At 67.0% G+C, this 26,668-nt stretch carries 24 protein-coding genes and 4 tRNA genes; 9 read left to right on the top strand and 19 right to left on the bottom strand.

The annotated features are described in order from the left end of the window. The 6 genes from ABE472_RS17775 to ABE472_RS17750 form a co-directional block, all read right to left on the bottom strand. The coding region (locus ABE472_RS17775) for a GTP-binding protein (protein ID WP_346466724.1) at positions 1–309 on the bottom strand (309 nt) is incomplete at its 3' end. Between the two features lie 41 nt (positions 310–350). Further along, positions 351–426: transfer RNA gene (locus tag ABE472_RS17770), tRNA-Thr, on the bottom strand. Between the two features lie 47 nt (positions 427–473). Then, positions 474–547: transfer RNA gene (locus ABE472_RS17765), tRNA-Gly, on the bottom strand. 28 nt (positions 548–575) lie between these two features. Next, positions 576–661 (bottom strand) — tRNA-Tyr (locus tag ABE472_RS17760). A gap of 138 nt (positions 662–799) precedes the next feature. Then, positions 800–1,813, bottom strand: a complete 1,014-nt coding sequence (locus ABE472_RS17755; RefSeq protein WP_346466723.1) for an isoaspartyl peptidase/L-asparaginase — start codon at positions 1,811–1,813, stop codon at positions 800–802. 111 nt (positions 1,814–1,924) lie between these two features. Continuing rightward, entirely contained in the window at positions 1,925–2,941 is a 1,017-nt protein-coding gene (locus tag ABE472_RS17750) for a cyanophycinase (protein ID WP_313209719.1), read from the bottom strand. Between the two features lie 168 nt (positions 2,942–3,109). On the opposite strand from ABE472_RS17750, the gene ABE472_RS17745 reads away from it, so the two are divergent. Then, positions 3,110–5,857: a TonB-dependent receptor gene (locus tag ABE472_RS17745; RefSeq protein ID WP_346466722.1), complete on the top strand. Its 2,748-nt coding sequence runs from the start codon at positions 3,110–3,112 to the stop codon at positions 5,855–5,857. Positions 5,858–6,408: 551 nt separating this feature from the next. Here ABE472_RS17745 and ychF read toward each other — a convergent pair. The 8 genes from ychF to ABE472_RS17705 all read right to left on the bottom strand — a co-directional run bounded on the left by ychF (position 6,409) and on the right by ABE472_RS17705 (position 13,331). After that, a complete protein-coding gene (ychF, locus tag ABE472_RS17740) occupies positions 6,409–7,500 on the bottom strand; it encodes a redox-regulated ATPase YchF (RefSeq protein WP_088434937.1) in 1,092 nt (363 codons plus the stop codon). Positions 7,501–7,552: 52 nt separating this feature from the next. Next, positions 7,553–8,131 (bottom strand): aminoacyl-tRNA hydrolase, encoded by a 579-nt coding sequence (gene pth / locus ABE472_RS17735; RefSeq protein WP_313217308.1) that lies wholly within the window; start codon positions 8,129–8,131, stop codon positions 7,553–7,555. Positions 8,132–8,212: 81 nt separating this feature from the next. Beyond that, positions 8,213–8,827, bottom strand: coding sequence for a 50S ribosomal protein L25/general stress protein Ctc (locus ABE472_RS17730; RefSeq protein ID WP_102789571.1), 615 nt, complete (start codon positions 8,825–8,827; stop codon positions 8,213–8,215). Positions 8,828–8,938: 111 nt separating this feature from the next. After that, the gene (locus ABE472_RS17725) at positions 8,939–9,898 is read right to left on the bottom strand and encodes a ribose-phosphate diphosphokinase (RefSeq protein WP_026070235.1); all 960 of its coding nucleotides are present in this window, start codon (positions 9,896–9,898) and stop codon (positions 8,939–8,941) included. A gap of 136 nt (positions 9,899–10,034) precedes the next feature. Continuing rightward, positions 10,035–10,111 (bottom strand) — tRNA-Gln (locus ABE472_RS17720). Positions 10,112–10,120: 9 nt separating this feature from the next. Further along, complete coding sequence (gene ispE / locus ABE472_RS17715) at positions 10,121–10,990, bottom strand: 4-(cytidine 5'-diphospho)-2-C-methyl-D-erythritol kinase (protein ID WP_346466721.1); 870 nt, start codon at positions 10,988–10,990, stop codon at positions 10,121–10,123. After that, positions 10,987–11,646 (bottom strand): lipoprotein insertase outer membrane protein LolB, encoded by a 660-nt coding sequence (gene lolB / locus ABE472_RS17710; RefSeq protein WP_346466720.1) that lies wholly within the window; start codon positions 11,644–11,646, stop codon positions 10,987–10,989. Before lolB ends, ispE begins: the two co-directional genes overlap by 4 nt. Further along, positions 11,643–13,331 carry a tetratricopeptide repeat protein gene (locus ABE472_RS17705; RefSeq protein ID WP_346464514.1) on the bottom strand — a complete coding sequence of 563 codons (1,689 nt, stop codon included), beginning with the start codon at positions 13,329–13,331 and terminating at the stop codon, positions 11,643–11,645. Before ABE472_RS17705 ends, lolB begins: the two co-directional genes overlap by 4 nt. Positions 13,332–13,396: 65 nt before the next feature. On the opposite strand from ABE472_RS17705, the gene hemA reads away from it, so the two are divergent. From hemA to ppk2, 4 genes are read left to right on the top strand one after another with little or no spacing between them, the layout of a single operon-like run. Further along, complete coding sequence (hemA, locus tag ABE472_RS17700) at positions 13,397–14,695, top strand: glutamyl-tRNA reductase (RefSeq protein WP_313212214.1); 1,299 nt, start codon at positions 13,397–13,399, stop codon at positions 14,693–14,695. Beyond that, the gene (prfA, locus tag ABE472_RS17695) at positions 14,673–15,758 is read left to right on the top strand and encodes a peptide chain release factor 1 (protein ID WP_313212213.1); all 1,086 of its coding nucleotides are present in this window, start codon (positions 14,673–14,675) and stop codon (positions 15,756–15,758) included. The genes hemA and prfA overlap by 23 nt, the downstream gene beginning before the upstream one ends. Before the next feature lie 25 nt (positions 15,759–15,783). Further along, positions 15,784–17,493 (top strand): tetratricopeptide repeat protein, encoded by a 1,710-nt coding sequence (locus ABE472_RS17690; RefSeq protein WP_346466719.1) that lies wholly within the window; start codon positions 15,784–15,786, stop codon positions 17,491–17,493. A gap of 51 nt (positions 17,494–17,544) precedes the next feature. Then, entirely contained in the window at positions 17,545–18,324 is a 780-nt protein-coding gene (gene ppk2 / locus ABE472_RS17685) for a polyphosphate kinase 2 (protein ID WP_121044572.1), read from the top strand. A 75-nt stretch (positions 18,325–18,399) separates the two neighbouring features. Here ppk2 and ABE472_RS17680 read toward each other — a convergent pair whose 3' ends face one another. Both ABE472_RS17680 and ABE472_RS17675 read right to left on the bottom strand, forming a co-directional pair. Then, the gene (locus ABE472_RS17680; RefSeq protein ID WP_346466718.1) at positions 18,400–18,963 is read right to left on the bottom strand and encodes a TlpA disulfide reductase family protein; all 564 of its coding nucleotides are present in this window, start codon (positions 18,961–18,963) and stop codon (positions 18,400–18,402) included. Next, positions 18,960–20,234: a YihY family inner membrane protein gene (locus ABE472_RS17675; RefSeq protein ID WP_313212209.1), complete on the bottom strand. Its 1,275-nt coding sequence runs from the start codon at positions 20,232–20,234 to the stop codon at positions 18,960–18,962. The genes ABE472_RS17680 and ABE472_RS17675 overlap by 4 nt, the downstream gene beginning before the upstream one ends. A 132-nt stretch (positions 20,235–20,366) precedes the next feature. Between ABE472_RS17675 and wrbA the strand changes: the two genes are divergently transcribed. From wrbA to ABE472_RS17660, 3 genes are all read left to right on the top strand, one after another. After that, complete coding sequence (gene wrbA, locus ABE472_RS17670) at positions 20,367–20,957, top strand: NAD(P)H:quinone oxidoreductase (RefSeq protein WP_313212208.1); 591 nt, start codon at positions 20,367–20,369, stop codon at positions 20,955–20,957. Further along, on the top strand, positions 20,954–21,301 hold the full coding sequence (locus ABE472_RS17665) for a DUF2069 domain-containing protein (RefSeq protein ID WP_313212207.1): 348 nt from the start codon (positions 20,954–20,956) through the stop codon (positions 21,299–21,301). The genes wrbA and ABE472_RS17665 overlap by 4 nt, the downstream gene beginning before the upstream one ends. A 103-nt stretch (positions 21,302–21,404) precedes the next feature. Beyond that, positions 21,405–21,890, top strand: a complete 486-nt coding sequence (locus ABE472_RS17660) for an asparaginase domain-containing protein (RefSeq protein WP_121044584.1) — start codon at positions 21,405–21,407, stop codon at positions 21,888–21,890. 66 nt (positions 21,891–21,956) lie between these two features. On the opposite strand, the gene ABE472_RS17655 is transcribed toward ABE472_RS17660, so the two are convergent. From ABE472_RS17655 to sufT, 3 genes are all read right to left on the bottom strand, one after another. Then, complete coding sequence (locus ABE472_RS17655) at positions 21,957–23,702, bottom strand: S8 family peptidase (protein ID WP_346466717.1); 1,746 nt, start codon at positions 23,700–23,702, stop codon at positions 21,957–21,959. A gap of 609 nt (positions 23,703–24,311) precedes the next feature. After that, positions 24,312–25,409, bottom strand: coding sequence for a branched-chain amino acid aminotransferase (locus ABE472_RS17650; RefSeq protein ID WP_313212204.1), 1,098 nt, complete (start codon positions 25,407–25,409; stop codon positions 24,312–24,314). 57 nt (positions 25,410–25,466) lie between these two features. Further along, positions 25,467–26,018, bottom strand: a complete 552-nt coding sequence (gene sufT, locus ABE472_RS17645) for a putative Fe-S cluster assembly protein SufT (protein ID WP_313212203.1) — start codon at positions 26,016–26,018, stop codon at positions 25,467–25,469. Between the two features lie 118 nt (positions 26,019–26,136). Here sufT and ABE472_RS17640 point away from each other — a divergent pair, with 118 nt between their 5' ends. Beyond that, positions 26,137–26,556, top strand: coding sequence for a hypothetical protein (locus ABE472_RS17640; RefSeq protein ID WP_121044590.1), 420 nt, complete (start codon positions 26,137–26,139; stop codon positions 26,554–26,556). Positions 26,557–26,668: the final 112 nt, after the last annotated feature.

The raw sequence follows: 26,668 nt of genomic DNA, 5'->3' as shown, positions 1-26,668 counted from the left end.
GATCGCGCCGTCCATCTGGGCAGCACCGGTGATCATGTTCTTGACGTAGTCAGCATGGCCCGGGCAATCGACGTGGGCGTAATGACGTTCGGTGGATTCGTATTCGACGTGCGCGGTCGAGATCGTGATGCCACGCGCCTTTTCTTCCGGCGCGGCGTCGATCGACGAGTAGTCCTTGAACTCACCACCAAAGCGCTCGGCACCGATCTTGGTCAGTGCGGCGGTCAGCGTGGTCTTGCCGTGGTCAACGTGACCGATGGTGCCGACATTGACGTGCGGCTTGGTGCGCTCGAACTTACCCTTGGCCATGGCTGCTTATCTCGAAATCGTCTGAATTGGTAGCACTTAGATGGTGCTCACGAAAGGAATCGAACCTTCGACCTCCTCCTTACCAAGGAGGTGCTCTACCGACTGAGCTACGTGAGCGAGTTTTGTATTATGGCACGAATTTGAATATATTCAAACTCATTCAATGGAGCGGGAGACGGGGATCGAACCCGCACCATCAGCTTGGAAGGCTGAGGTTCTACCATTGAACTACTCCCGCATCGGAAGCTCTTGCCACAACATGAAACTGGTGGAGGGAGGTGGATTCGAACCACCGAAGGCGTAAGCCAGCAGATTTACAGTCTGCCCCCGTTGGCCGCTTGGGTATCCCTCCTTACCACCCTGTCCCGTGGCGCCGAAGCGTTTTCGGTGTGGGGTGGAAGAGCCGTGAATTTTGGGGATAAACGGGGGTTCTGTCAACAACCTTTTTGAACTTTTTCACATGAATGTCGAATTGCCTTGCCGGGACGGGCTATTGGCCCGGCAACGGCAGGGTTTCGGTGGCGAAGATCGCCACATGCGGTACGCCATCGGCACCGATCCAGCCGCGATACATGCCCTGGGTGTTGAACGGGGTCGCCGCGCGGCCGTCGGCGGCGAGCACGATCGCGCCGCCATCGCCACCGAGGGCGGGAATGCGCTCGTTGATCACCGCGCGTCCCGCATCCACCGGCCCCTGCTTGAGGTACTGCATGCGGGCACAGATATCGTGCGCGGCCGCCGTGCGGATGTAGTACTCGCCCCAGCCCGTGCCCGATACCGCGCATCCTGCATCGGCATAGGTGCCCGCGCCGATGATCGGTGAGTCGCCCACGCGGCCATAGCGCTTGTTGGTCATCCCTCCGGTGGAGGTGCCGGCGGCAAGCTTGCCGTCCTTGTCCAGCGCGACCGCCCCGACGGTGCCAAAGTGCCGCGCCGTTTCCAGATCCGCATGGGCCTGGCCGCTGGCCTCTTCCTTCAGCTCCTTCTGCAGCTGCTGCCAGCGCTTGTCGGTGCGGAAGTAGGACGGATCCACCAGGGCAATGCCCTGGCTGCTGGCGAACGCCTCGGCGCCCTGCCCGACCATCATCACGTGCGGAGAATGCTGCATCACCGCTTCAGCGAGCAGGATCGGGTTGCGCACGCGCTGCACGCCGGCCACCGCGCCCGCCTTGAGCGTGGCGCCGTCCATCAGCGAGGCATCCAGTTCGTTGCGGCCATCGTGGGTGAACACCGCCCCTTTGCCGGCATTGAAGGTGGGATCGTCCTCGAGCACGGTGATCGCCGCGGTAACGGCTTCCAGTGCCGGCTTGCCCGCCGCCAGCGCGGCATGGCCTTTCAACAGCGCCTGCTGCAGGGCCGCGCGCGCGGCGGTTTCTTCGGCGGGCGAGAGATCCTTGCGCTCCACCCCCGCCCCGCCGTGTATGACCAGTACAGGCTCGGCGGCGGCGGCGGCCAGCGGGAGCGACAGGCACAGCGACAACACCACCACAGCAGAACGCGACATGGACAGGCACTCTCAAGGGACGAGGCCGCATCATGGCACGCGCGACGGGCCACCCACGCGCGTGGCCGCGACCTCACAACGCGCGCGACAGCATCCACGCATGGCGTGGATCTACCGGCGCAGCTGCAGGCGCCCCTCGCGGATATCGGCCGTCATCTCGAACGCCGCGTCGTCCACCTGGAAGCCATCCAGATGCAGGCGACTTCCTTCGCCCACCCCGGTCACCGGAATGGCGAGAAAATCCAGCGGTTTACCGCCGCGCAGGCGATCGGCCGCGCGCTGCGGCATCACCAGCCACGCAAAACCGCCGTCGCGGCTGAACACCTGGCCGGTGCCGTCGGCCTCGACACACAGCGCGGTGTCTTCATCCACGCCGAGGCCGACCATGTTCTGCTGCCCACTGCGCTGGGCGGCACGGGCCACGAAGACGATCAGGCGGCCGAGCCGGTCGCGCTTGCCGAAGTGGGTATCGGTGACCACGTTGGACAGGTACGGCATGGCCAGGAAATCACTGTCCAGGGTCACGGCCCTGCCCATCGGATCGCGCAGCGCGCGGCGGGACGTCACGCTGCCGCCATCCAGGGCGCCGTAGCTGTAGCCCCCCAGGATGGCCAACCCGGCACTGGTGCCGGCGATCGGCCGGCCGGCGCGGACGTGTGCATTGAGCGCCGCGTTCACCGCCGTGCCCTTCCAGAAACGGATATAGCGCGCCTGGTCGCCGCCGGCGATGAAGATCGCATCGGCGGCAGCGATCACCCCCAGCACGGCCGGGTCGTCGGCCGCGCGCCGACTGTTGAACACCAGGGTCTGTACCGATGCCACGCCGCCGATCTCCCGATAGAGCCGGTTCTGCAGCTCATCGGCACCGGACGCGCGCAGGATCACCACCCGGCCATGGCCGGCGCGCGCCACCCACCATTGGAAGGCTGCCGGCACCCACTCGCCGCCGCCCATCAGCATCATCGCCGGCTCGGTGTGGGGCGCCCGCGGGGCCTGCAGGGCGCCGACCTCGTAATAGCGGTAGCCCCGATCCTGCAGACTGCGCGGATTCTGGGCGTGGAGGGGGAGCGAGAGCGCTGCAAGCAGCAACCACAGAAGGGAATGGATCGGCCGGAAACCCTTGTGCACGTTGACCTCCCTGAATAAAACGGGCGTGTAAGCGCTTTCACTCTTTGCCAGAGAAATTGGCAGTGGTCAACCCCGTAAAAAAGGCGTTAAATGCGCGCCGTCCATTCACGAAATGTGAATGGGGGACAGGCCTCCCTCGAGGCCGACACTTTCTTCTCGAGAATTCTCATGCGTAAACAGGCGATGGCGTGGTCGATCCAGCTGGCGTTGATGGGTGTGGCGGCAACTGCGGGCGCCCAGACGCCCGCCCCCGGGGTGCAGCAACTGGATACGGTGCAGGTCACCGGCTCGCGCATTCCGCGTGCGCAGGTGGAGGGGCCGGCCCCGGTCACCGTCATCACTGCCGAGCAGATCCAGGCCAGCGGCTTCACCAGCGTGCCGGACGTGCTGCGCTCGATGACCCAGAACGGGGGCGAGACCCAGAGCCAGCAGTCCTCCAGCGGCGCGGACTTCTCCCCCGGTGCGCAGCAGGTCGACCTGCGCGGCCTTGGCCCCAACCACACCCTTGTGCTGGTCAACGGCCGCCGCATCGCCGATTTCCCGATGCCCTTCCAGGGCCGCAGCAACTTCACCGACGTCTCCAACATCCCGATCGGGATGATCGAGCGCATCGAAGTGCTGACCGGCAGCGCCTCGGCGATCTATGGTTCTGACGCGATCGCCGGCGTGGTCAACTTCATCCTGAAGAAGCAGGTGGATGGCACCACGGTCGACATGCGCATGGGCACCACCAGCGAAGGCGGTGGTGAGTCCTTCGACATGAGCATCGCCAGTGGCTTCGACGCCGGCCGTTTCAGCGCGGTCTACAGCCTGGAACTGCAGTCGCAGACCCCGCTGTGGGCCTATGAGCGTGGGCAGCAGGATTCCACGCTGGACGCGCCGACCGAGAGCGCCCGCGCCCTGCGCCGCGCCTACCTGCGCACCGACTACAACGACGACTACCTGGACCCGGGCCAGGCCACCTGCGATGCGCTGGCCGGCCAAAACAACGGCAGCACCCAGTACGCCGAGCGTGCGCGATATGGCTTCTACTGCGGCAGCGACCGCTCGATCGGCTACGGCACGATCCTGAGCAAACGCCGCGGTGCCAACGGCTATGCCTCGCTGCGCTACGCCTTCGACAACGGCGCGGAATGGTTCGCCGATGTGCAGATGGGTTACCACGACCTGGCGCTGATGCGCGATGTCACCCAGTGGGGCCGCATGGCCGCCGACGGCAACGAGGACGGCTACTTCTACAACCAGGCCACCGACCAGGTCGAGTTCTGGCAGCGCCAGTTCTCCCCCGAGGAAATGGGCGGACTCGACAACGGCATGGTGCGCAGCACCCAGAAGACCTTCAGCGTGACCACCGGCTTCAAGGGCGCGCTCGGTGCGGACTGGGAATACGAGGCGTCGCTGAGCCATTCGCAGTACCAGTCCAGCATCCGCTGGCCGCAGATCATCGCCGCCAAGGCCAATGCATTGTTCCTGGGCGAGCAGCTGGGCGAGTACACCGATGACGACGACAACGTGTTCCCGGTGTTCAACGCCGACCCGGCGCGCCTATACCGGCCGCTGAGCCGCAGCGAGTACGATTCGATCGCCGCACGCACCACCTATACCCCGAAGTCGCGCACCGAGACTGCCGCGCTGACCCTGACCAATGGCGAGCTGTTCGAGCTGCCGGGTGGCAAGGCCGGCTTCGCGGCGACCGCCGAGTTCGGCAATCAGTCCTACGCACTGAACCCGGACCCGCTGGCCACGCAGTACTACTACTACAGCTGGAAGGATTCGGACGGGCACGGCAGCCGCAACCGCTGGGCGACCGCGGCCGAGCTGCGCCTGCCGCTGCATGACACGTTCAACGTCAGCCTGGCCGGCCGCTTCGACCAGTACCGTTACTCCGGCAACACGATCGGCAAGGCGACCTGGAGCGGTGGCCTGGAGTGGCGCCCGATCGACACGCTGCTGGTGCGCGGCTCCTACGGCACCGCGTTCCGCGCGCCCGACCTGCACTACGTGTATGCCGGCCCGGGCAACGATGAAACCAGTGCCAACGACTATTACACCTGCGCGGTGGACGGCGGCGATGACTGTTCGGATTACGAAGAGAACCTGATCCGCACGCGCGAAGGCAACCGCCAGCTGGACCCGGAAACCAGCACGTCGTGGAGTGCTGGTTTTGTGTGGTCGCCGGCAGCGGGCCTGGATCTGTCCGTGGACTGGTTCGATATCGACATGCGCGACCAGGTGCAGGACATGGATGTGAGCACGATTCTGCGCGACGAGGCGGCCTGCCGCCTGGGCGACGCGGACGCGGCGTCGCCGACCTGCGTGGATGCGATCAGCCGGGTTACCCGCACCAGTGATGGCCGCCTGTATGGCGTGCACGTGAGCCCGATCAACATCGCGCGCGAAACGACCCGCGGCATCGATGTGGGCCTGCGCTACCGCCTGAGCACCGGGATCGGCGATTTCATCCTCAGTGGCAACCACACCTGGGTGAAGACGCACGATTTCCAGCAGTTCGAGGGCGATGTGGTCGAGGACCAGTTCGCGATCAACAGCGGTTTCGACATTCCGCGCACCAAGACCAGTGCGAGCGTGACCTGGGAGAACGCGGCGTGGTCGGCCACGCTGTACGGCTCGCGCCTGGGCAAACTGCCAACCTACGACAGCTATGACCAGAGTTTCGATCCGGACAGCGGCGACAGCCCGTGGATCGGGGCGACGTACCGCTACAACGTGTCGTTGCAGTACCGCTTCGATGATCATTCGCGCCTGTCGCTGTCGGTGGTCAACATCGCCAACAAGCTGCCGCCGAAGGATGTGACGTACACGCCGTATCCGTACTACGACGTCTCCTGGTTCGACACCGTGGGCCGGACGATCAACCTGCAGTACACCCACAAGTTTGGCGGTACGGCGTTTTAAGCGCCGTTTCACTGCCGATAGGGGATCAAGGACGGAGGCATTGCCTCCGTCTTTTTTTTGCGCGTAGCCCGCGATGCGGCGCGGCCACCGTGTTTTCCACACGCCACGTGGAAAGCCATGGGGGTTTGGTGTGGACAAGTGCATGCAAGCCATGCGGCACAATGCTTTCAGGGCGTGGCTATTTTTTGTCCAGCCGCGGATCGCGGTTTTCCACACACACCGTGGAAAGCGATGGGGGTTTGCTGTGGACAACCCCGGGTGAGCGATGCACTGCAACGGTTTTCAGTGGTGGTCAGAAATTGTCCACGTCGCTGGCGGGCGGGTCAGATGGGTTGCCGGCCAGCGGCCGGCACTACCGCGCGCGGGTTTTCCACATGGTGCGTGGAGAGGCGTGGGGGTTTGTTGTGGACAAGTGAGGCGGAGGCATACCAGGCAAGGGTTTCGGTGCCTGGTCATTTTTTATCCAGTCCATGTCGGGTGTGGAATGCGCTCCCAAAAACGCAAACGCCCCGCTCAGGGCGGGGCGTTGCGGGCATCAACGTGCGAGGAACTCAGACGTTGAAGCGGAAGTGCAGGATGTCGCCTTCCTGGACGCGGTATTCCTTGCCTTCCAGGCGCAGACGACCCGCTTCCTTGGCACCGGCCTCGCCCTTGTACTTGATGAAGTCGTCATACGCGATGGTTTCGGCGCGGATGAAGCCCTTCTCGAAGTCGGTATGGATCACGGCGGCGGCCTGCGGAGCGGTGGCGCCCTTGCGCACGGTCCATGCGCGGACTTCCTTCACGCCTGCGGTGAAGTAGGTCTGCAGACCCAGCAGCTGGTACGCGGCGTAGATCACGCGGTTCAAGCCCGGCTCGGACAGGCCCAGGTCGGCCAGGAAGGTGTCGCGGTCTTCGTCGTCGAGCTGGGACAGCTCTTCTTCGATCGCGGCCGACACCGGCACCACCTGCGCGCCTTCCTCGGCGGCACGGGCGCGCACGGCATCCAGATGCGGGTTGTTCTCGAAGCCGTCTTCCAGCACGTTGGCGATGTACATCACCGGCTTGAGGGTGAGCAGGAACAGGTCACGGACCAGCGCCTTCTCTTCCTCGTCCAGGCCAGCGGTACGACCGGCCTTGCCGTCGGCCAGCGCAGCCTGCAGCTTGGCCAGCACCGGCTTGCGGGCCGCGGCTTCCTTGTCGCCCCCCTTGGCAGCGCGCTCGGCGCGGTTCAGCGCCTTCTCGACGCTGTCCAGATCGGCCAGGGCCAGTTCGGTATCGATGGTGTCGATATCCGAGAGCGGGTCGACCTTGTTGTTGACGTGGATGACGTCGGCATTCTCGAAGCAGCGCACCACGTGGGTGATCGCATCCACTTCGCGGATGTGGGCCAGGAACTTGTTGCCCAGGCCTTCACCACTGGCCGCGCCGGCGACGAGGCCGGCGATGTCCACGAACTCCACCGCGGTCGGGATGACCTTCTGCGGGTTGATGATGGCTGCCAGCTCGTTCAGGCGCGGATCCGGCACCGGCACGATGCCGACGTTCGGTTCAATCGTGCAGAACGGGAAGTTGGCCGCCGCGATGCCCGCCTTGGTCAGCGCATTGAACAGGGTCGATTTGCCGACGTTGGGCAGACCGACGATGCCGCATTTGATACCCATCTTTGACAACCTCTGGGGTGGTAGGTACCGACCGTTGGTCGGTACACCGTGGTTATTTCGGGGTGTGGAGGCGCTTCATCGCCTCACTGTAATCGCCGGATACCGCCAGCGGCAGCACGTCGATCGCATCTTCGATGGCGTGACCAATCAGCACATCATCGTCTTTGCTGGCGCGCCCCAGCACCCACGGGACCACGCGGTCCTTGTGGCCGGGATGGCCGATGCCGATGCGCAGGCGGTGGAATCTGCCATGGCCGAGCAGGCGGATGGTGTCGCGCAGGCCATTCTGGCCGCCGTGGCCACCGTCGAACTTGAGCCGTGCCACGCCCGGCGGCAGGTCCAGCTCATCGTGCGCCAGCAGCGTTTCTTCCGGTTCGATCTTCCAGAAGCGCTGCGCCGCGGTGACCGATTTGCCACTGAGGTTCATGAAGGTGGCGGGCTTGAGCAGCCATACCGACTGGCCGGCGATATCGACCTTGGCGGTCTCGCCGAACAACTTGCTGTCCACGCTCCAGCGCGCGCCGGCCTGTTCGACCAGGGCGTCAATGAAACGAAACCCGGCATTGTGCCGGGTCTGGGCGTGCTCGGGTCCGGGGTTGCCCAGACCAACGATCAATCGCAATCCTGTCATTACTCTTCTTTCGTCGGTACCGGCCCTGTGCCGGTACATACAGAAACGGCGCCTGCCCCGAAGGACAGGCGCCGCAATCACTTACTCTGCAGCCGGCGCTTCGTCGGCAGCTTCTTCCTTGCCGAGCTTGGCGGTGACGATCGCGTCGTCATGGTCCTTGCCCTGGGCCAGGGCCGGGATCTCGACGCCCTTCGGCAGCTTGATGTCCGACAGGTAGATCACGTCACCAGCCTTCAGGTCGGCCAGGTCGACGTCGATCGATTCCGGCAGGTCCTTCGGCAGGCAGGTGATGCTCACTTCCTTCAGTTCGTGGGTGACCACGACGTCGGCAGCCTTGCCGGCCGGCGAGGTGTCTTCGTTGATGAAGTGCAGCGGGACGTTGGCGGTCAGCGCTTCGTTCTCGTTCACGCGCAGGAAATCCAGATGCAGGATCAGCTGCTTGAACGGGTGGCGCTGCATGTCACGCAGCAGCACCTTGGTGACCTTGCCATCCAGATTCAGGTCCAGGATGGACGAGTAGAACCACTCGTTCTGCTGGGCCAGCCAGATTTCGTTGTGGTTGAGCTGGATGACGCTCGGCTCGACGTCGCCGCCGTAGATGATCGCCGGGATCTGGCCAGCGCCACGCAGGCGGCGGCTCGCACCCTTGCCTTGCAGTTCGCGCTGGACGACCTTGATTTCATGATTCTTGGCCATGCTGATTTACTACCTTCGTTGTTTGCCGCGCCATGAGGGCGAGGCGATGAGGGGAGATCCGCGACCAGATCTCCCCGGGAAACCACCCACCGTTGCCGGTGGGCGGAAAAATCAATCCACGTACAGCGAGCTGACCGACTCACCGAAGGCGATGCGGCGCATCGTCTCGGCCAGCATTTCCGCCACGCTGAGCTGGCGGATCTTGCTGCACACCCGCGCCTCTTCACGCAGCGGGATGGTGTCGGTCACCACCAGCTCATCGAGCTGGGAGTTGTTGATGTTGTCCACCGCCGGGCCCGAGAGCACGGCGTGGGTGCAGTACGCGGCGACCTTGAGGGCGCCACGCGCCTTCAGGGCTGCAGCGGCCGCACACAGGGTGCCGGCGGTATCGACGATGTCATCGACCATCACGCAGGTCTTGCCTTCGACGTCACCGATGATGTTCATCACGGTGGAGACGTTGGCGCGCGGGCGGCGCTTGTCGATGATCGCCAGATCGGCATCGTCCAGGCGCTTGGCGACGGCGCGCGCGCGCACCACACCGCCCACGTCCGGGGACACCACGATCAGGTTTTCCGTGCCGTAGGCGCGCCAGATATCGGCGAGCAGCAGCGGCGAGGCGTATACGTTGTCCACCGGCATGTCGAAGAAACCCTGGATCTGATCGGCATGCAGATCCACCGTCAGTACCCGGTCAGCCCCGACAGCGCTGAACATCTTTGCAGCCACCTTGGCGGTGATCGGCACGCGCGAGGACCGCATGCGGCGATCCTGGCGCGAGTAGCCGAAATACGGCACCACGGCGGTGACACTGTTGACCGAAGCGCGCTTGAGCGCATCGATCAGGACCAGCAGTTCCATCAGGTTCTCTGCGCTGGGTGCACAGGTCGGCTGGATCACGAACACGTCCTGCTTACGGACGTTTTCCTCGATCTCGACCTGCACTTCACCATCGGAGAAGCGCGACACCAATGCCTTGCCAGGCCGCACCCCCAGTTCCTTGCAGATGCTCTGCGCAAGGCGCTTGTTGGCGTTGCCGGAAAATACCAGCAGGTTGGGGTGTTCTTGCATCATGACGGTCTCGGGCGGGAGCGATTGGCGGAGAACTGGGCCGCCGGCACCCGGAGGTGTCTGCGGTGACAACACCGCGGCGTATGCACCGCGCCCGCGCAGACATGCGCATGGAGTCGCGGCAGATATCCGCTAGTGGCAGGGGCGGGAGGATTCGAACCTCCGAATGCCAGGATCAAAACCTGGTGCCTTGGGCCTCTTGGCGACGCCCCTGCATCAAAATCAGTAACGCTCGAGTACATCAAGCAGTGGCGAGCGCTCCACGCCCGCAGCCACCCATGCCCGCAGTTCCTTCGGCAATTGCGCCAGGCCCTGCTCTGCAGCAGCGCGCGTGGCGAACTCGACGAAACAACCGCTTCCCGACCCGGTGAGTCGTGCCCGGCCGATACTGCTCAACGCTGCGAGCGCTGCCTCTACGGCAGGTTCGCGGCGGCGCAGGACCGGCTCGAACGCATTCCCGAGCAAAGACCCGGAAGCGAAGTCCGCTATTTTCGCCACTGGGGCATCCCGCGTCAAATCCGGTGATGCGAAAAGTGCGGGGGTCGGCACGTGAACGCCGGGGTGGACCAGCACAAACCACGCCGGCGGCAGGGCGATCGGGGTCAGCAGTTCGCCCACGCCCTCGGCCCAGGCGTTGTGCCCGCGCACGAAAACCGGCACATCCGCGCCCAGCTGCAGACCCAGCGCGGCCAGCGCATCGACCTCCAGACCGGCGCCCCACAGGCGGTTCAGTGCGACCAGCACGGTGGCGGCATCGGAGGACCCGCCGCCGAAGCCGCCGCCAGCCGGAACGCGCTTTTCGACGCCGATATCGGCACCTTGGGCGATGTTCGCTGCAGCCTTCAACAGGTGCGCGGCGCGGACCGCCAGATCATCGGCCTCGGCAACGCCGGCCACGGAGGGGCCCTCACGGCGGATCCGACCATCGTCGCGGACACGCAGATGGATCCGATCGCCCCAATCCAGCAGCCGGAACACGGTCTGCAACTGGTGGTAACCGTCCGGGCGCCGCCCGGTGATGTGGAGGAACAGATTCAGCTTGGCCGGGGCCGGCCAGGTCGACCCGCCGTCGACTGCATCCAGCCTGCTCATGGCGTGGCCAGCACCCAGCTGTCGACCACCAGGCGGACCTTGGCGTCGCCATTGACCGCTTCGATCCGGCGCGGCAGCACCGGGCGACCAGCCTCGGCCGGGTACCAATCCAGGTATTGGATCTCCCAGCCCAGCTGCTGCACGCGACGCGGCCGGCCTTCGCCGTCGCGCTCGATGCGCTCGGCCGGGGCCGCATCGGCGATCAGGCCGCGCACCCAATCGGGCAGCTGGTTGACCGGGATATCCCAGCCGGTGGCGTCCAGCAGGACCTGCTGGGCATCGTCGCCCTCGCGCGTGCCGCCTTCCAGACCTTCCAGTCGGCCGCCCTCGTGATGGCTGTCGCCGGTCAGCTTCCAGCTCTGCCGGGTGACCGGGGCGCTGAGTTCCACCACATATCCCTGGCCCTGCTGCTGCCAGTCGATGCGGCCGTTGCCGCCGTTGCGGCCCTTGCTGATCGCCACCCGGCCCTGGAACGACCAGGCCGGCTGCGCGCGCACCGCAGTGACACGCTCGGCCTCGGCCCGCTGCGCAGCGGGAGAGACGGTGGTGACCACGGTCGGGGCGGAGGGCGCCTTGCGCTCATCCAGGGACACGCAGGCGGAGAGCGACAACGCCACGGCCGCGGCAAACGCGGCCTTCAGGGACAGCAGATTCATACGCCGTATTTCTCGATCACGCGCTGCAGGGCGCGGTTGTCCGGGTCCAGCTTGCGAGCCTCCTCAAAGAAGTGGCGCGCCTCGTCCTTCCTGTTCAACACCCACAGCACCTCGCCGACATGCGCGGCGATCTCCGCATCCTTGGCCAGCGTCCAGGCGCGGCGCAGCTGCACCAGTGCTTCCTCGTTGCGGCCCAGGCGATACAGCACCCAGCCGTAACTGTCGACGATGGCGGCGTTGTCCGGCTCGGCCACGCGCGCGCGGTCGATCAGTTCCAAGGCTTCCTGATAACGCTGCGTGCGGTCGGCCAAGGTATAGCCGAGCGCGTTGAGCGCGGCGATGTTCTCCGGATCGGTGACCAGCACCTTGCGCAGGTCGGCCTCGGCGCGCGGGATGTCGTCGCGACGCTCCCAGGCCAGGGCGCGGGCATACAGCAGCGCGTTCTCGTCCGGATACGCGGCCAGGCCACGGGCCAGCGCGTCCAGTTCGCCGGCATCGTCGTTGCCGCGCTGGCGCAGCTCGGCCTCGAGCAGATAGGCATCGCGGCGGGCATCGTCATCGACGGTCGCGTCGGACTGGATCGCGTGTACTTCGGCCAGCGCCTTGTCGGTGCGGCCCAGTTCGTTCTGCGCGTTGGCCGCGCGCAGGCGCGACTCATCGCGCTCCGGGCCACCGGGCACGCTGTGATACCAGTTGACCGCTTCCTCGTAGCGCTTGAGGTACTCGGCGATCTTGCCCAGCAGCAGGCGCTGGGCCGGATCCGGCTTGGTCGCCTGCCCGGAGAGTTCGGTATACAGGGCCAGCAGGCCCGGGTCGTCCTTCTGCTTGGCCAGCAGCGAGGCGCGCATGCCGTAGGTCTGCACATCCTGCGGGCCGACCGCCAGCACGCGCTCGGCCGCAGCAGGCTGGCCCATCAGGTCGTAGGAGATCGCCACCGCGTTGCGCAGCTCGGGGTCCTGCGTGGTCTTGGGCTCCACGCCCTTCAACAGGGCCAGCGCCTCTTCAGACTTGCCGGCCTGGTTGAGCTGACTGGCGTGCAGCAGGGCCACGCGCGGCTCGTCCGGGAAGCGCTTGACCACCTCATCGACCATGCGCCGGGCCAGCTCGGGCTGCTCCATGCGCATGGCCAGACGGCCGAACTCCTGCCAGACCTCCAGGCGGTCGGGGATGGCATTGGCATCCACCAGCTCGCCCAGCACCTGGGCCGGGACCTTGGGGTCGCTGCCGCCGCTGATCAGGGCGCCGATCGCGAACTTCCAGGCGGTGGGGTCCGGGTCCTTGAGCAGCGCCTGCAGTTCGGTGCGGGCGGCCTTCACCTTGTTCTGGCGCATGTCCAGCGCGGCGGTGCTGCTGCGCATGGCCAGGGAGCGCGGCGCACGCTGCTCCCACAGGGCCAGCGCGCGGGCGGCGCGCTTGTCATCGTTGGCCAGCATGGCGATCCGGGAGGCGCGCTCGGCCAGGCCGGCATCGCCTTCACTGGCCTCGGCCGCCTCCAGGTACCAGCGCGCGGCGTCGCCCAGTTTGCCTGCCTGCAGGGCGAATTCGCCCGCCATGACCGGGGCCAGGGGGACCGCCTCGGCCGTGCTGTTCTTGCCTTTGGCCGGGGCTGCCGGGGGGGCGGCCAGGGCGTTGGCGGTGAACAAAGACAGCAGCAGAACGCTGGAGATGCGAATCAATGCGGGCATCGGGGGCATCTGAGCCTTAAAATGACGACTTGAATGGCCAGCAGCTTATCGCAAGCAACTGAACAATGACCCTGTGGGTGCTCGGACTGAATCACCAGACCGCGCCAGTGGAACTGCGCGAACGCGCCTCCTTTGGCGGCGACGCCCTGCCCCAGGCATTGGCGTCGCTGCGCGATACGCCACAGGTGGCCGAGGCGGTCCTGCTCTCCACCTGCAACCGCACCGAGCTGTACGCGGTGGCCGAATCCGGTGACGCGCTGGCGCAGTGGCTGGAGTCACATGCAGGCACCTTGCATGGGTACCTCTACCAGCACGCCGACGCCGATGCGGTGCGCCACCTGTTCCGGGTGGCCACCGGGCTGGATTCCATGGTGCTGGGCGAGCCGCAGATCCTGGGCCAGGTGAAGGATGCCTGGGCCCTGGCGCGTGATCACGGCCTGCTCGGCCAGCGTCTGGACCGGTTGTTCCAGCAGACCTTCTCGGTGGCCAAGCGCGCCCGCACCGATACGCGCGTGGGCGCCAATCCGGTCTCGGTGGCCTCCACCGCGGTGCGCCTGGCGCAGAACTCGTTCGCGCGGCTGGAAGATTCCACCGTGCTGCTGGTGGGCGCCGGCGAGACCATCGAGCTGGCCGCGCGCCATCTCAGCGAAGGGCGCGTGCGTCGGCTGCTGATCGCCAACCGCACCCTCGCCCATGCGCAGGAGCTGGCCAGCCGTCATGGCGGCGTCGCCCTGCCCCTGAGTGAGCTGGACCGTCATCTGGGCGAGGCCGACGTGGTGTTCTCGGCCACCGCCGCGCGTGAGCCGGTGATCACCCGCGCGCACGTGGCCGCCGCACTGAAAACCCGCAAGCACAAGCCGATGCTGCTGTTCGATCTGGCCGTGCCGCGTGATATCGAGGCCGGCGTGGGCGAACTGGCCGACGCCTTCCTGTACACCGTGGATGATCTGGAGCGCGCGGTCGAAGACAACCGTCGCAGCCGCCGGGAAGCTGCGGCCGAGGCCGAAGCGATCATCGAGCTGCAGGTCGCCCGTTTCGTGGAGACCCTGCAGGCCAGCGTGCACCAGGCCCCGCTGCGGCAGCTGCGCGCCTATGGCGAAGCGACCCGCGTGGAGATGCTGGAGAAAGCCCGCCAGCAGCTGGCCCATGGCAAACCACCCGAGGAAGTGCTCGAGCTGCTCGCGCATGGCCTGACCAACCGCCTGCTGCACCCGCCGACCGCCGCCCTGCGCGCGGCCGCGCTCAGCGGCGATACTGAACTCACCCGCGCCGCCGAGCGCCTGTTCCCGGCCAAGCCGGGTTACCAGCACCCTGCCGTGCGCACCGATGTAGCGAGGAACGATGACGCCGACCCTGCGCCGTAAGCTGGAAGCGCTGGCCGAGCGCCGCGAAGAACTGGAACGCCTGTTGTCCGACCCGGCCGTGGTCGGCGACAACGACCGTTTCCGCGCGCTCTCGCGCGAGTTTTCGCAGCTGGAGCCGGTCGCCAACGCGCTGGCCGACGAAGCGCGTGCCAAGGCCGATCTCGCCGCCGCCGAAGCGATGCGCGAGGACCCTGACCTGCGCGAGCTGGCCGACGAGGAAATCACCGCCGCGCAGCAGCGCCTGCAGCAGCTGGACGAAGCACTGGCCCTGCTGCTGGTGCCGCGCGATCCGCGCGATGACGGCAACCTGTTCCTGGAAGTCCGCGCGGGCACCGGCGGTGACGAGGCGGCGATCTTCGCCGGCGATCTGTTCCGCATGTACGCCCGCTATGCCGAGCGCCAGGGCTGGAAGGTCGAGATCGAATCGGACAACCCGGGCGAACATGGCGGCTACAAGGAAGTGGTGGCGCGCGTGGTCGGCCGTGGCGCGTTCTCGCGGCTGAAGTTCGAATCGGGCACGCACCGCGTGCAGCGCGTGCCGGCGACCGAGTCGCAGGGCCGCATCCATACCTCGGCCGCGACGGTGGCGATCATTCCCGAGGCGGATGACGTCGAGGACGTGGTGATCAACCCGGCCGACCTGCGCGTGGACACCTACCGCTCCTCCGGCGCCGGTGGCCAGCACGTCAACAAGACCGAATCGGCGATCCGCATCACCCACCTGCCCACCGGCGTGGTGGTGGAATGCCAGACCGAGCGCAGCCAGCACGCCAACCGCGACAAGGCGATGAAGCGCCTCAAGGCGCAGCTGCTGGATGCCGAACGCAGCAAGCAGGCCGCCGCGCAGGCCGAAAGCCGCCGGCTGCAGGTCGGCAGCGGCGACCGCAGCCAGCGCATCCGCACCTACAGCTTCCCGCAGGGACGGATCACCGACCACCGCGTGGAAGGGCTGACCCTGTACGACCTGCCCAACATCCTGACCGGCGATCTTGATGCACTGGTGAGCCGGCTGACCCACGAACACCAGGCCGACGAGCTGGCCCGGCTCGCGGAAGGCAACTGAGCATGTCCGCCCGGCCGCGGCCGCGATGAGTGCCGATCCGCAGCGCCTGCAGCTGCGCCAGGCGGTGCAGCGGCAACCGGCCGATTTCATTGCGTGGGTGATGCTGGCCGACGCGGAGCTGGAAGCCGGCGATGTGCGCGCCGGCGAACAGGCCGCCACCCGTGCGCTGCAGCTGCGCGGCGACCATCCCGAGGCCCTGGCCCGGCTGGGCCGCGCACGCTGGATGCAAGGCCGCCATGGCGAGGCCGCCACACTGCTGAGGCAGGCGGCGGATCGCGCGCCCCAGCACCCCGGCATCACCCTGTGGCTCGGCCACGCACTGGAAGACGCGGGGCAACCGGAGGCGGCGGCGGATGCGTATCGCCATGCGCACCGTCTGCTGCCGGGCGAGCCCTACATCACTGCGCAGCTGCTCAACTGGCAGCGCCGGCTGTGCGATTGGCGGGATCTGGAGCGATTGTCGTCGCTCGTGCGCCAGGCCGTCGCGCAGGGCCAGGCGGTGGTCGAGCCGTTCGCCTTCCTCAGCGAAGACGGCAGCGCCGCCGAGCAGCTGGCCTGCGCCCGTCAGCGCGCGGCGGCGCTGGCCGAGGGCATCCCGCGGTTGCCGCCGGCCACGGTGCGCCCGCACGGCACGCTGCGGGTCGGCTTCCTCTCCAACGGCTTCGGCGCGCATCCCACCGGCCTGTTGACCGTCGCCCTGTTCGAACAGCTGCGCGCGCTGGACATGCTGGACCTGCATCTGTTCGCGCTCAGCGCGGATGACGGCAGCAGCATCCGCCAGCGTCTGCAGCAGGCCGCCCACACGTTGCACGATGTCAGCGCGCAGCCGCATCAGGTGATCGCCCGGCGCATCCGCGAGGCCGGGATCGATGTGCTGTTCGATCTGCGCGGCTGGGGCGGCGGCGGCACCCCGCAGGTGCTGGCAATGCGCCCGGCCCCGGTACAGGTCAACTGGCTGGCCTACCCGGGCACTTCCGGCGCGCCGTGGATCGATCATGTGCTGGCCGATGCCTTCGTGTTGCCCGAGGTGCTGGCACCGGCGTTCAGTGAGAACGTGCGGCACCTGCCGCGCGCGTTCCAGCCCTCGGACAACACCCGCGTGCTGGAACCGGTGCCCTCGCGCGAGGACTGCGGCCTGCCCGCGCAGGGCGTGGTGCTGTGCTGTTTCAACAACAGCTACAAGCTCAATCCGCGCAGCATGCAACGGCTGTTCGCGGTGCTGCACGGCGTGCCCGGCAGCGTGCTGTGGCTGCTGTCCGGGCCGGGCACTGCCGATGCACGGCTGCGCAGCGCGGCACGCCAGGCGAAGCTGGATCCGGCGCGGCTGGTGTTCATGCCACGCCTGCCGCACCCGCAGTACCTGGCGCGTTACCAGCACGCCGACCTGTTCCTGGACACGCACCCGTACAACGCCCACACCACCGCCTCCGATGCGCTGTGGGCCGGCTGCCCGGTGCTGACCAGCCCCGGCGCGACGTTCGCCTCACGCGTGGCCGGCAGCCTCAACCACCACCTGGGCATGCACGCGTTCAACGTGGCCGACGACGCGGCGTTCGTGGCTACCGCCATCCAGCTCGGCAACGACCCGGCTGCAATACAGGCCGCGCGCGCCACGCTGGCGCAACGCCGCGAGGACAGCGGCCTGTTCGACATGGCCGGTTTCGCGCGCGACCTCACCGAGGTGATCGAAACGCTCGCACGCGAACGCGGCTGGCAGGGCCCACACATCGCCTGAGCATCGGCTGCGCTAGGCTCGGGCTTCCCTGTGAATCACCGAGGCACGCCGATGGGCAAGCTCAAGCGCAAGGACTACCAGGCCCTGCTGGAACCGATGCAACTGGAACTGGCGGCGATGGCGCGCTGGGTGCAGCACACCGGGCAGCGCGTGCTGGTGCTGTTCGAAGGCCGCGACACCGCGGGCAAGGGCGGTGCGATCCAGGCGATCGCCGAGCATCTCAATCCGCGCCAGTGCAAGGTGGTCGCGCTGCCCAAGCCGACCGATCGCGAAAGCACGCAGTGGTATTTCCAGCGCTATGTCTCGCACCTGCCGGCGGCGGGCGAGATCGTGCTGATGGACCGCAGCTGGTACAACCGCGCCGGCGTCGAGCATGTGATGGGCTATTGCACCGAGGCGCAGTACCGCAGCTTCCTGGCGCAGACGCCGGTGTTCGAGAAGCTGCTGATCGATGATGGCATCGTGCTGTTCAAGTACTGGCTCAGCGTGGACCAGGCACAACAGGAAAAGCGTTTTGCCGAGCGCCACCTCGATCCGCTCAAGGGCTGGAAGCTGTCGCCGGTGGACCTGAAATCACGCAGCAAGTACAGCGCCTATACCGAGAGCCGCGAAGCGATGCTGCGCGCGACGCATAACGATGATGCCCCGTGGACGCTGGTGGACTTCAACGACCAGAAACGCGGGCGGCTGGGCCTGATCCGCAACCTGCTCGATCGCCTGCCCGATACCCGCGTGGACGAACCGGTGCTGGCGCTGCCGCCGTTGAAGGGCAAGCTGCACAAGGAGCACTTCGGGGTCTTGAAGCCGATTGAACCCTTCGTCGTCGGGTAGATCCACGCATGGCGTGGATCTACCGGCGCTGCGAGGCACAGGCATGCCGGGTATCCGCCGGCATGCCCGTGAGGATCAGCCTTCCTTGATCCGCGCTTCGATGTCATGCGCGGTGACCGGGCCGAGGAATTCCTTGGCGACCTTGCCATCCGGCGCGATCAGGTAGGTCATCGGCAGGCCGCGCGGGATCGCGAAGTCTTCCGGCGGGTTGTAGGTATCCACGATCACGATCGGATAGGTGACCGGACGCTTCTCCAGGAAGGCCTTCATCTCGGCCGGTTCGATGTCCTCGAAGGCCAGCCCGACCACCTCGATTTCATTGCGCATCGCGTGCAGCGCGGAGAGCTCGGGCATTTCCTTGCGGCATGGGGCGCACCAGGTCGCCCAGAAGTTCACCACCACCCACTTGCCGCGGTGCGCGGCCAGATCGTAGTCGGTGCCGTCCAGCGCCTTGGCTTTCAGCGTCGGCTGTTCGACGGTCCTGCGTTCGGTGGCCGGCGCGGCTTCGGTCGGCGGCGCGGCGGGCTCGCTGATCGGGGCCGGGACGGCGGGCGCAGTGGCCTCGCTCTGTGCGGCGGGCTTGTTGCAGGCGGCCAGCGTCAGCAGGCCCAGGGCCAGCAGCAGGGGCTTGGCGGTCATGGTTTGTCTCCGGGGGTCGAGTAGATGTCGCTGACGCGGCGTTTGAGCAGTTCGCGCAGCGGCAGGCGCAAGGTGTCCAGCGCGGCCACCGAGGCCGTGCCCAGGCTGTCGTCGCGGTAGGGCAGGTAGGCTTCCTTGATCGGGATCCGCATCTGCGTGGTCTCGTACAGGTCGGCCAGGGTGAGTTTGTCCAGGTCGCGCGCGAGCAGCCATTCGCCCTGCTCGTCGCGGCGCACCACGCGGATTGCTTCCAGATCGCAGAGCAGCGTCTGCAGCAGCGAATCGGTCAGCATCGGCTCCAGCCGCAGGATCTCGTCGTCATCCAGGCTGCGGCCGTCGGCACGGGCCTGGTGGAAGCGACCGATCAGGCGCAGCAGGCCATAGATCTCATACCCCACCGGCAGGCGCAGGTCGGCCGGCTGGTAGCGGAACGCGGCGATCGAGGAGGCAAGCGATGCGCCGAGCAGCACCGAGACCCAGCACAGGTAGATCCACAGCAGCAGGATCGGTACGAAGGCGACCGTGCCGTAGAGCTTCTGGTAGGACTGGAAGCTGCCCAGGTAGGCGCCCATGCCCCACTTCACCAGCTCCAGCATGATCGCGGCCAGGATCGCGCCGGGGACGGCATGCCGCCATTTGACCGTGTGGTGCGGCACCACGCGGTACACCAGCATGATGCAGACGAACTCGATCAGGATCGGCGCGACCGTCAATGAGACGTTGGCCAGCCAGCGGCCTTCGCTGGTACCGAACAGCGGCAGCGCGAACACCCGCGCCGAGACCGCCAGCGAGGCGGCGGCCAGCATCGCGCCGAGGGTGAGCACCGTCCAATACACCAGGAAGCGGGTCAGCTTCGGCCGGGTCGAACTCACCCGCCAGATCTGGTTGAAGGTTTCCTCCACGCTGTTGAGCGTGATCAGCAGCGACACCACCAGGGCGATGAAGCCGGCGGCGGTCAGCTGCCCGGCGCTGGCCGAGAACTGTCGCAGGTAGCCTTCGGCGGCGCGCGCGGCGTTGGGCACGAAGTTGGAGAACACGTAGTCGCTGAGGGTGTCGCTCCAGCGGTCGAACACCGGGAACGCCGAGAGCACCCCGAACACCACGATGGCCAGCGGCACCAGCGCGAACACGGTGGTGTAGGCCAGCGAGGCGGCCGCCTGGAACAGGCGGTCATCCAGGAAACGGCGCCACAGGAAGCGGCCGAAGCTGATCGCGCGCGCACGGTCCCGGACGCGTTCGATCCACAGGTTGATCGTATCGAGAGGTTCCATCGGCGCAAGGGTACCCGATGACGGGTGTGGGGCATGCACGCCCGCCACGGTGCCCAGCCCGGGCACGGACCTCGCCCTGAGCGGGCTGCGTTGCCATACTGCCTGCATCGGACGCAATGAGATGAAAGCGAAATGGCGGAGATCCTGGTGCTGTACTACAGCCGTGGCGGTTCAGTGGCACGGCTTGCCCGCCAGATTGCGCGCGGCATCGGCGAGGTGCCCGGCATGAGCGCGCGGCTGCGCACGGTGCCCCCGGTGGCGGCGGTGACGCAGACCGCGCTGCCGCCGGTGCCCGAGGATGGCGCACCGTATGTGAGCGTGGCCGACCTGGCCGAATGCACCGGGCTGCTGCTGGGCAGCCCGACCCGCTTCGGCAACATGGCCGCGCCGGTGAAGCACTTCCTGGACAGCCTGGGCGCGGAATGGGTCAACGGGACATTGGCCGGCAAGCCGGCGGGCGTGTTCACCTCGACGGCCTCGCTGCACGGCGGGCAGGAATCGACGCTGCTGTCGATGCAGGTGCCGTTGCTGCACCACGGCTGCCTGATCGTGGGTATTCCCTTCACCGAGCCGGCGCTGAGCCACACCACCACCGGCGGCACGCCGTATGGCGCCAGCCATGTGGCCGGGGCGGACGACAACCCGGTGCCGAGCGAGGATGAAAGCATCCTGGCGCGGGCGCTGGGGCGGCGGGTCGCCGATATCGCACGGCGGCTGGCGTGAGTACGCGCGCCCAGGAGATCGTGCTGGCCCTGCTGCTGGTGGCGCTGGCGGTGCTGTTCGCGGTCTGGTTCGCGCAGGACAAGCATTGGCTGGCCACCCAGCTGGTGTTCACGCTGCCGCCGCTGCTGCTGGCGCTGGGCGTGCTGGTGCGGCGTGGCAAGGCGACGTTCTGGGCGGGGGTGCTGGCGCTGTTCTGGTTCAGCCACGGGGTGATGAGCGCCTGGAGCCATCCAGAGGTGGCGCTGTGGGCCTGGCTCGAGCTGGGGCTGGCCCTGGCCGTGATCGGGGTGGCCAGCACGCCAGGGCTGCGGCGCCGCTTCGGGCGCAGGACGCCGGCCGGCTGAGGTCGTTGCGGCGCGGCCCTGCATCGGGCCGGCGGCGGCCGTATCATCTACGGGTCGGCGCGGCGGTTCCGTGCCCTTCTGTCTGGTACCCAGGATGCTTGCAATGGAAGAACTACTGATCATCACCACCGGTGGCACGATCGACAAGATCTACTTCGACGACAAGTCGGACTATCAGATCGGTGATCCGCAGATCGGGATGATCCTGCGCGAGCTCGGCGTGACCTTCCGTTTCAATGTGATCCCGATCCTGCGCAAGGATTCGCTGCACATCACCGACGATGACCGTGAGTTGATCCGGGCGACGATCGCCGCGCAGCCGACGCGCCATGTGCTGGTCACCCACGGCACCGATTCGATGGTGCAGACGGGCCAGGTGTTGAAGTCGATCACCGACAAGACGATCGTGATGACCGGTGCGCTGAGCCCGGCGCGCTTCCGCGGCTCGGATGCGGAGTTCAACATCGGGTGTGCGATCGGTGCGGTGCAGTCGTTGCCGAGCGGTGTGTACATTGCGATGAACGGCCGGATCTGGAATCCGGAACAGGTGCGCAAGAACGTGGCCGCCAACCGGTTCGAAGCTGCGTAATCGGTGTTGATTGAACGAACGCCCCGGCATGCCGGGGCGTTCTGCGTTGGGGCGATGGGAAGGCGATCAGTACTGTGCGGTGAGGGTGACCCCGGAGAAGGTCGAGTAGGCCTTCACCCGCACGTGCCAGGTGCCGGCCGCCGGTGAGGTGATCGTGCAGGTCTCATTGTTGCCGCTGAGGTAGGGGCGGCAGGTGTAGACGGTGTCGGTCGGCGCGCTGCCGGAGCGGACGTAGAGATCGGCATCGCCACTGCCGCCGGCGAGGGTGACCTTCAGCTGGCTACGGCCGGACGGCACGGTCACGGTGTAGGCCAGCGAAGCACCGCTGGCGGCGCCAAGGCCCGTGACCGGAACGTTGTTCTGCAGCACGTTGCCGGTACCCGGGTTGGGGTTGGTCCCGCCCAGGGCCGCCGTCACCGCCGCATCGGCATCGACGATGCCCGCGCCGCAGCCGCCGGAGCAGGCGCCCGGCAACGGCCGTGCGGTGCTCTTGAGCAGGCTTTCGATGGCGGCCGGGCTCAGCGCGGTGGGGGCAACGGACTGGATCAGCGCGACCACGCCGGCCACGTGCGGGGCCGCCATCGAGGTGCCGTTGTAGGAGGCATACGATGCGCTGCCCGGAACCGTGGTGCCGCTGTTGAGGGTGGAGAGGATGCCCTGCCCCGGCGCCGAGATGTCGATGCCGGTGCCGTAGTTGGAGAAGCTCGCACGGGCGCCGGCTGACGTGGTGGCGGCGACAGCGATGACGTTGGCGCAGTTGGCCGGCACGGAGGACGAGACGTTGGTATTGCTGTTGCCCGCGGCGACCACCACGGTGGTGCCGCGCGAGACGGCGCCATTGATCGCGGTCTGGTAGGTGGTGGAGCAGCTGCCACCGCCGCCGAGGGACATGTTGATCACTTCGGCGGGGTTGGCATTGGCCGGGACGCCACTGACAGTGCCGCCGGACGCCCAGACGATCGCGTCGGCGATGTCGGAGGTGTAGCCACCGCACTTGCCGAGCACGCGTACCGGGACGACCTTGGCATTGAAGGCCGTGCCTGCCACGCCGGTGCTGTTGTTGGTCACCGCCGCGACGGTGCCGGCCACGTGGGTGCCGTGCCAGCTCGAGTTGGAGGCCGGAATGCCCGAACCGCATTCGTTGGCGGCGTACCAGTCGCCTTCGTCGTTGGGGTTGTTGTCGCGGCCACCGCCGTCGCGCGCCATCGCCGCGTCGCTGATGAAGTCATAGCCGGGCAGGATGTTCGCATTGAGATCGGGATGGTTGGTGATGCCGGTATCGATCACCGCGACCACCACGCCGGTGCCGGTGGCCTTGTCCCAGGCCGGGCGAACGTTGATCGACGCATTACTGGTGCCGAAGCCCCACTGCTCGGAGAAACGCGTGTCGTTGGGCACCAGGGTGGCCTGCATCAGCTGGTCGACCTCGACGTATTCCACGCTCGGGTCGGCGGCCAGGCGGCGCATCAGCAGCTCGGCCTCGGCGCGGTCCAGCGGCCGGTCGGCCTTGACCACGGTCGGCCCGATCGCCAGCTGACGCAGCTTCTGCAGTCCCAGCGCGCGGCCCTGTGCGGCCGGCACCGCCGCGGCGGCGGCCTTGAGCGAGCTGGCCAGCGCGGTCGGGGTGGCGACCCCGGTGCTGCCGTCCTTGTACTTCACGATGAAGCGCTGATGGGTCGGCGCCGAGGACAGGCCGCTCAACTGCACATCGCCGGCGAACGCCGGGGTAGCCAGCAGCAGGGTCGACAGAACGGACGCGCCCAGTACAACCAATGCACGCTGACGCAAACGGTGTTGCGAGACATGAGACATCGGATTTCCCTTTCAGACAGTGAATGCCGTCGTCGCGGCTGAGAATCCAGGTCCGATCCGGGGGCTGCTGCAATCGATGGCGCGGATCGGCCCGGTGAGTGGATCGGTTCCCCTGAATCAAACCGCCCATCACGACGCTAGTGGCTGACTGGCCGATCAACAATGTTTCAGCTGCACTTCAGTGACATGAAATGTCGGATCTGAGACTTTCCGGGTCGAGGGTTTGTGAAAGTGAAGGAACGGACGCCCGTTCGAGGGGTCCGATTACGCCACGGATTGTCTGAAATGGCTGTCGTCGTCGACAAATTCGGGACACCACTTGCGCATCAATGGCTTACGCCAGTGCCACCGCAGGACAGTCATGCCGGCTGATGGCCGGCGCCCAACCATCCCGCACTACCGGCCGCTGGCCGGCGCCTGACCATCCCGTAGTGCCGGCCGCTAGCCGGCTCCGCGGACTGCTGCAGAGCCGCCCCGCGCCCGGCACTACCGATTGCGAACGCTGCGCCGCCGGTCGTGGGGAGCACCACCGGCGCGGTGCCGAACCGGCAACAAAAAACCCGCCTGTCGCCAGGCGGGTTTCAATGCTTCAGCTCAGACCCGGAGGACTCAGGCGTCCAGGCGGACCAGCCAGCCATGACGGTCCGGCAGGCGGCCGTACTGGATGTCGGTCAGCTCCTTGCGCAGCGACATCGTCACTTCGCCAGCCGGGGCGTTGATGTCGCCCACCGAGAAGCCTTCGCCCTTGAGCTGGCCGATCGGGGTGACCACCGCAGCGGTGCCGCAGGCGAACGCTTCCACGATCTCGCCGGAGCTCACGCCGTCCTTCCACTCATCAAGGGTGACCTTGCGCTCTTCGACCTTCATGCCGCGGTCGCGCGCCAGCTGCAGGATGCTTTCGCGGGTGATGCCTTCCAGGATGCTGCCCGACAGCGACGGGGTCACCAGGGTGCCGTCCTTGTAGACCAGGAACACGTTCATGCCACCCAGTTCTTCCAGGTACTTGCCCTCGACCGGATCCAGGAACAGCACCTGCGAGCAGCCCTGTGCCTGCGCCTTCTGCTGCGGCAGCAGCGAGGCGGCGTAGTTGCCACCGCACTTGGCCGCGCCGGTGCCGCCCTTGCCCGCGCGTGCATAGTCGGTGGACAGCCAGATCGACACCGGGGCGACGCCCTTGGCGAAGTACGGGCCGGCCGGACTGGCGATCACGTAGTAGCCGGCCTTGTGCGCGCCGCGCACGCCGAGGAAGGCTTCATCGCCGATCATGAAGGGACGGAAATACAGGCTGGATTCGTCGGCCGACGGCACCCACGACGCGTCCACCGCAATCATCTGCTTGAGCGATTCAACGAAGATGTCCACCGGCAGTTCCGGCAGCGCCAGGCGCTGGGCCGAACGCTGCAGGCGGCGGCCGTTGGCCTCCGGACGGAAGGTCCAGATCGAGCCGTCGGCGTGGCGGTAGGCCTTGATGCCTTCGAAGATTTCCTGGCCGTAATGCAGCACCGCGGCGGCCGGGTCCAGCTGCAGCGGGCCGTACGGGCGCACCACGGCATCGTGCCAGCCGGTGTCCTTGTCCCAACGCACTTCCACCATGTGATCGGTGAAGTGCAGACCAAAACCGGGGGCGGCCAGGATGCGCTCACGCTCCTCGCTGCTGCGCGGCTGGGCGGAACGGGTGGTGTTGAAGCTCACGGAAGACTGGGACACCGGATATTTCCTGTTCTGGTTACGGGGAACGCCGTGACGCCGGCTGGCGATGGGCGGTTACAGCATGCCGGTTTCGAGCCGGGCGGCCTCGGACATCATGTGGCGGCCCCACGGCGGGTCGAACACCAGCTCGACGTCGGCCTCGGCCACCGTCGGGATCATTTCCAGCTTGCTGCGCACGTCATCGACGAGGATCTCGCCCATGCCGCAGCCGGGGGCGGTCAGGGTCATCTTGATCTCGACCTCGCGCTGGCCGTCGTCCAGGTGTTTGAGGTCCACTTCATAGACCAGGCCCAGATCGACGATGTTGAACGGGATTTCCGGATCGAAACAGGTGCGCAGCTGCTGCCACACCAGTTTTTCGACCTCCTCGTCGGAGGCATCGGCGGGCAGCTCCAGCGCCGGGGGCGCCTCCTTGCCGATGGCATCGCCATCCTTGCCGGCGATGCGGAACAGATTGCCTTCGACAAACACGGTATAGCTGCCACCCAGGGCCTGGGTGATATAGCCATAGCTGCCAGCGGGCAGCGTGACCGTTTCGCCCTGCGGGACCATGACGGCCTCGCAGTCGCGTTCGAAGTGGACAGGTTCACTGCTACGGGAATACATGTGGATCGATATGGGGGTCGCGGCCAATTCCCGCAAGGCGACCATTTTAGCCCAGTGGCCGCCCACGCGCCGGTCACCGCGCAAGCCGGTATCCTGTGGGGACTTACAGGAAGATTGCATGTCGCCCACGTCCGTGCCTGTCCGGAGCCGCCACTGGCTCTGGCCCCCGCTGTTTCTGCTTGGTGTCGTCACGGCCGTGCTGGCCTGGTTGTTCATCGCCCTGCTCACCGGCCGCCAGGCCGGCTGGATGGCGGTTCTGGCGGCGTTGGAGATCGCCTTCATGCTGCGTCTGGGGACCCTGCGCGCCGGTACCGCCCGGGTGGTGCTGACCCTGCTGGCCACCGTGCTGGTGGCGCTGGCAGCCAACTGGGGGATCGCCTCGGCCTACCTCGGCGGCGCGATGGGGCTCACCCCGTGGGAATCAGCGTTGCGCATGGGGCCCTATCTGGCCTGGACCCTGAGCGGCCTGGCCAATGGCGCCGTGGAATGGCTGTGGCTGGGCGTGGCGCTGGTCGTGGGCTGGTGGGTGGCGAGGTAACGCCCCCTGCACCCCGCCGCCGCATGCCATCGGTAGTGGCGGGGGGGGGGGGGGGGCGGCCGACAAAAAAAAGGCGCCCACGCGCGCGGGTTTGGTGGCGCAGGGGGCGGGC

The sequence above is a fragment of the Stenotrophomonas sp. TWI809 genome (assembly GCF_039673205.1).
Lineage (GTDB): Bacteria > Pseudomonadota > Gammaproteobacteria > Xanthomonadales > Xanthomonadaceae > Stenotrophomonas.
This window is presented reverse-complemented; position numbering and strand designations above follow the sequence as displayed.

Coding starts and splice junctions, on each gene's coding strand:
- ABE472_RS17690 (WP_346466719.1), top strand. CDS start 15,784: ATGAGTGCCGATCCGCAGCGCCTGCAGCTGCGCCAGGCGGTGCAGCGG.
- ABE472_RS17660 (WP_121044584.1), top strand. CDS start 21,405: ATGGAAGAACTACTGATCATCACCACCGGTGGCACGATCGACAAGATC.
- sufT (WP_313212203.1), bottom strand. CDS start 26,018: ATGTATTCCCGTAGCAGTGAACCTGTCCACTTCGAACGCGACTGCGAG.
- ABE472_RS17680 (WP_346466718.1), bottom strand. CDS start 18,963: ATGACCGCCAAGCCCCTGCTGCTGGCCCTGGGCCTGCTGACGCTGGCC.
- pth (WP_313217308.1), bottom strand. CDS start 8,131: ATGACAGGATTGCGATTGATCGTTGGTCTGGGCAACCCCGGACCCGAG.
- hemA (WP_313212214.1), top strand. CDS start 13,397: ATGACCCTGTGGGTGCTCGGACTGAATCACCAGACCGCGCCAGTGGAA.
- ABE472_RS17730 (WP_102789571.1), bottom strand. CDS start 8,827: ATGGCCAAGAATCATGAAATCAAGGTCGTCCAGCGCGAACTGCAAGGC.
- ABE472_RS17725 (WP_026070235.1), bottom strand. CDS start 9,898: ATGCAAGAACACCCCAACCTGCTGGTATTTTCCGGCAACGCCAACAAG.
- ABE472_RS17705 (WP_346464514.1), bottom strand. CDS start 13,331: ATGCCCGCATTGATTCGCATCTCCAGCGTTCTGCTGCTGTCTTTGTTC.
- ispE (WP_346466721.1), bottom strand. CDS start 10,990: ATGAGCAGGCTGGATGCAGTCGACGGCGGGTCGACCTGGCCGGCCCCG.
- ABE472_RS17755 (WP_346466723.1), bottom strand. CDS start 1,813: ATGTCGCGTTCTGCTGTGGTGGTGTTGTCGCTGTGCCTGTCGCTCCCG.
- ABE472_RS17675 (WP_313212209.1), bottom strand. CDS start 20,234: ATGGAACCTCTCGATACGATCAACCTGTGGATCGAACGCGTCCGGGAC.
- ychF (WP_088434937.1), bottom strand. CDS start 7,500: ATGGGTATCAAATGCGGCATCGTCGGTCTGCCCAACGTCGGCAAATCG.
- lolB (WP_346466720.1), bottom strand. CDS start 11,646: ATGAATCTGCTGTCCCTGAAGGCCGCGTTTGCCGCGGCCGTGGCGTTG.
- wrbA (WP_313212208.1), top strand. CDS start 20,367: ATGGCGGAGATCCTGGTGCTGTACTACAGCCGTGGCGGTTCAGTGGCA.
- ABE472_RS17745 (WP_346466722.1), top strand. CDS start 3,110: ATGCGTAAACAGGCGATGGCGTGGTCGATCCAGCTGGCGTTGATGGGT.
- ABE472_RS17655 (WP_346466717.1), bottom strand. CDS start 23,702: ATGTCTCATGTCTCGCAACACCGTTTGCGTCAGCGTGCATTGGTTGTA.
- ABE472_RS17640 (WP_121044590.1), top strand. CDS start 26,137: ATGTCGCCCACGTCCGTGCCTGTCCGGAGCCGCCACTGGCTCTGGCCC.
- prfA (WP_313212213.1), top strand. CDS start 14,673: ATGACGCCGACCCTGCGCCGTAAGCTGGAAGCGCTGGCCGAGCGCCGC.
- ppk2 (WP_121044572.1), top strand. CDS start 17,545: ATGGGCAAGCTCAAGCGCAAGGACTACCAGGCCCTGCTGGAACCGATG.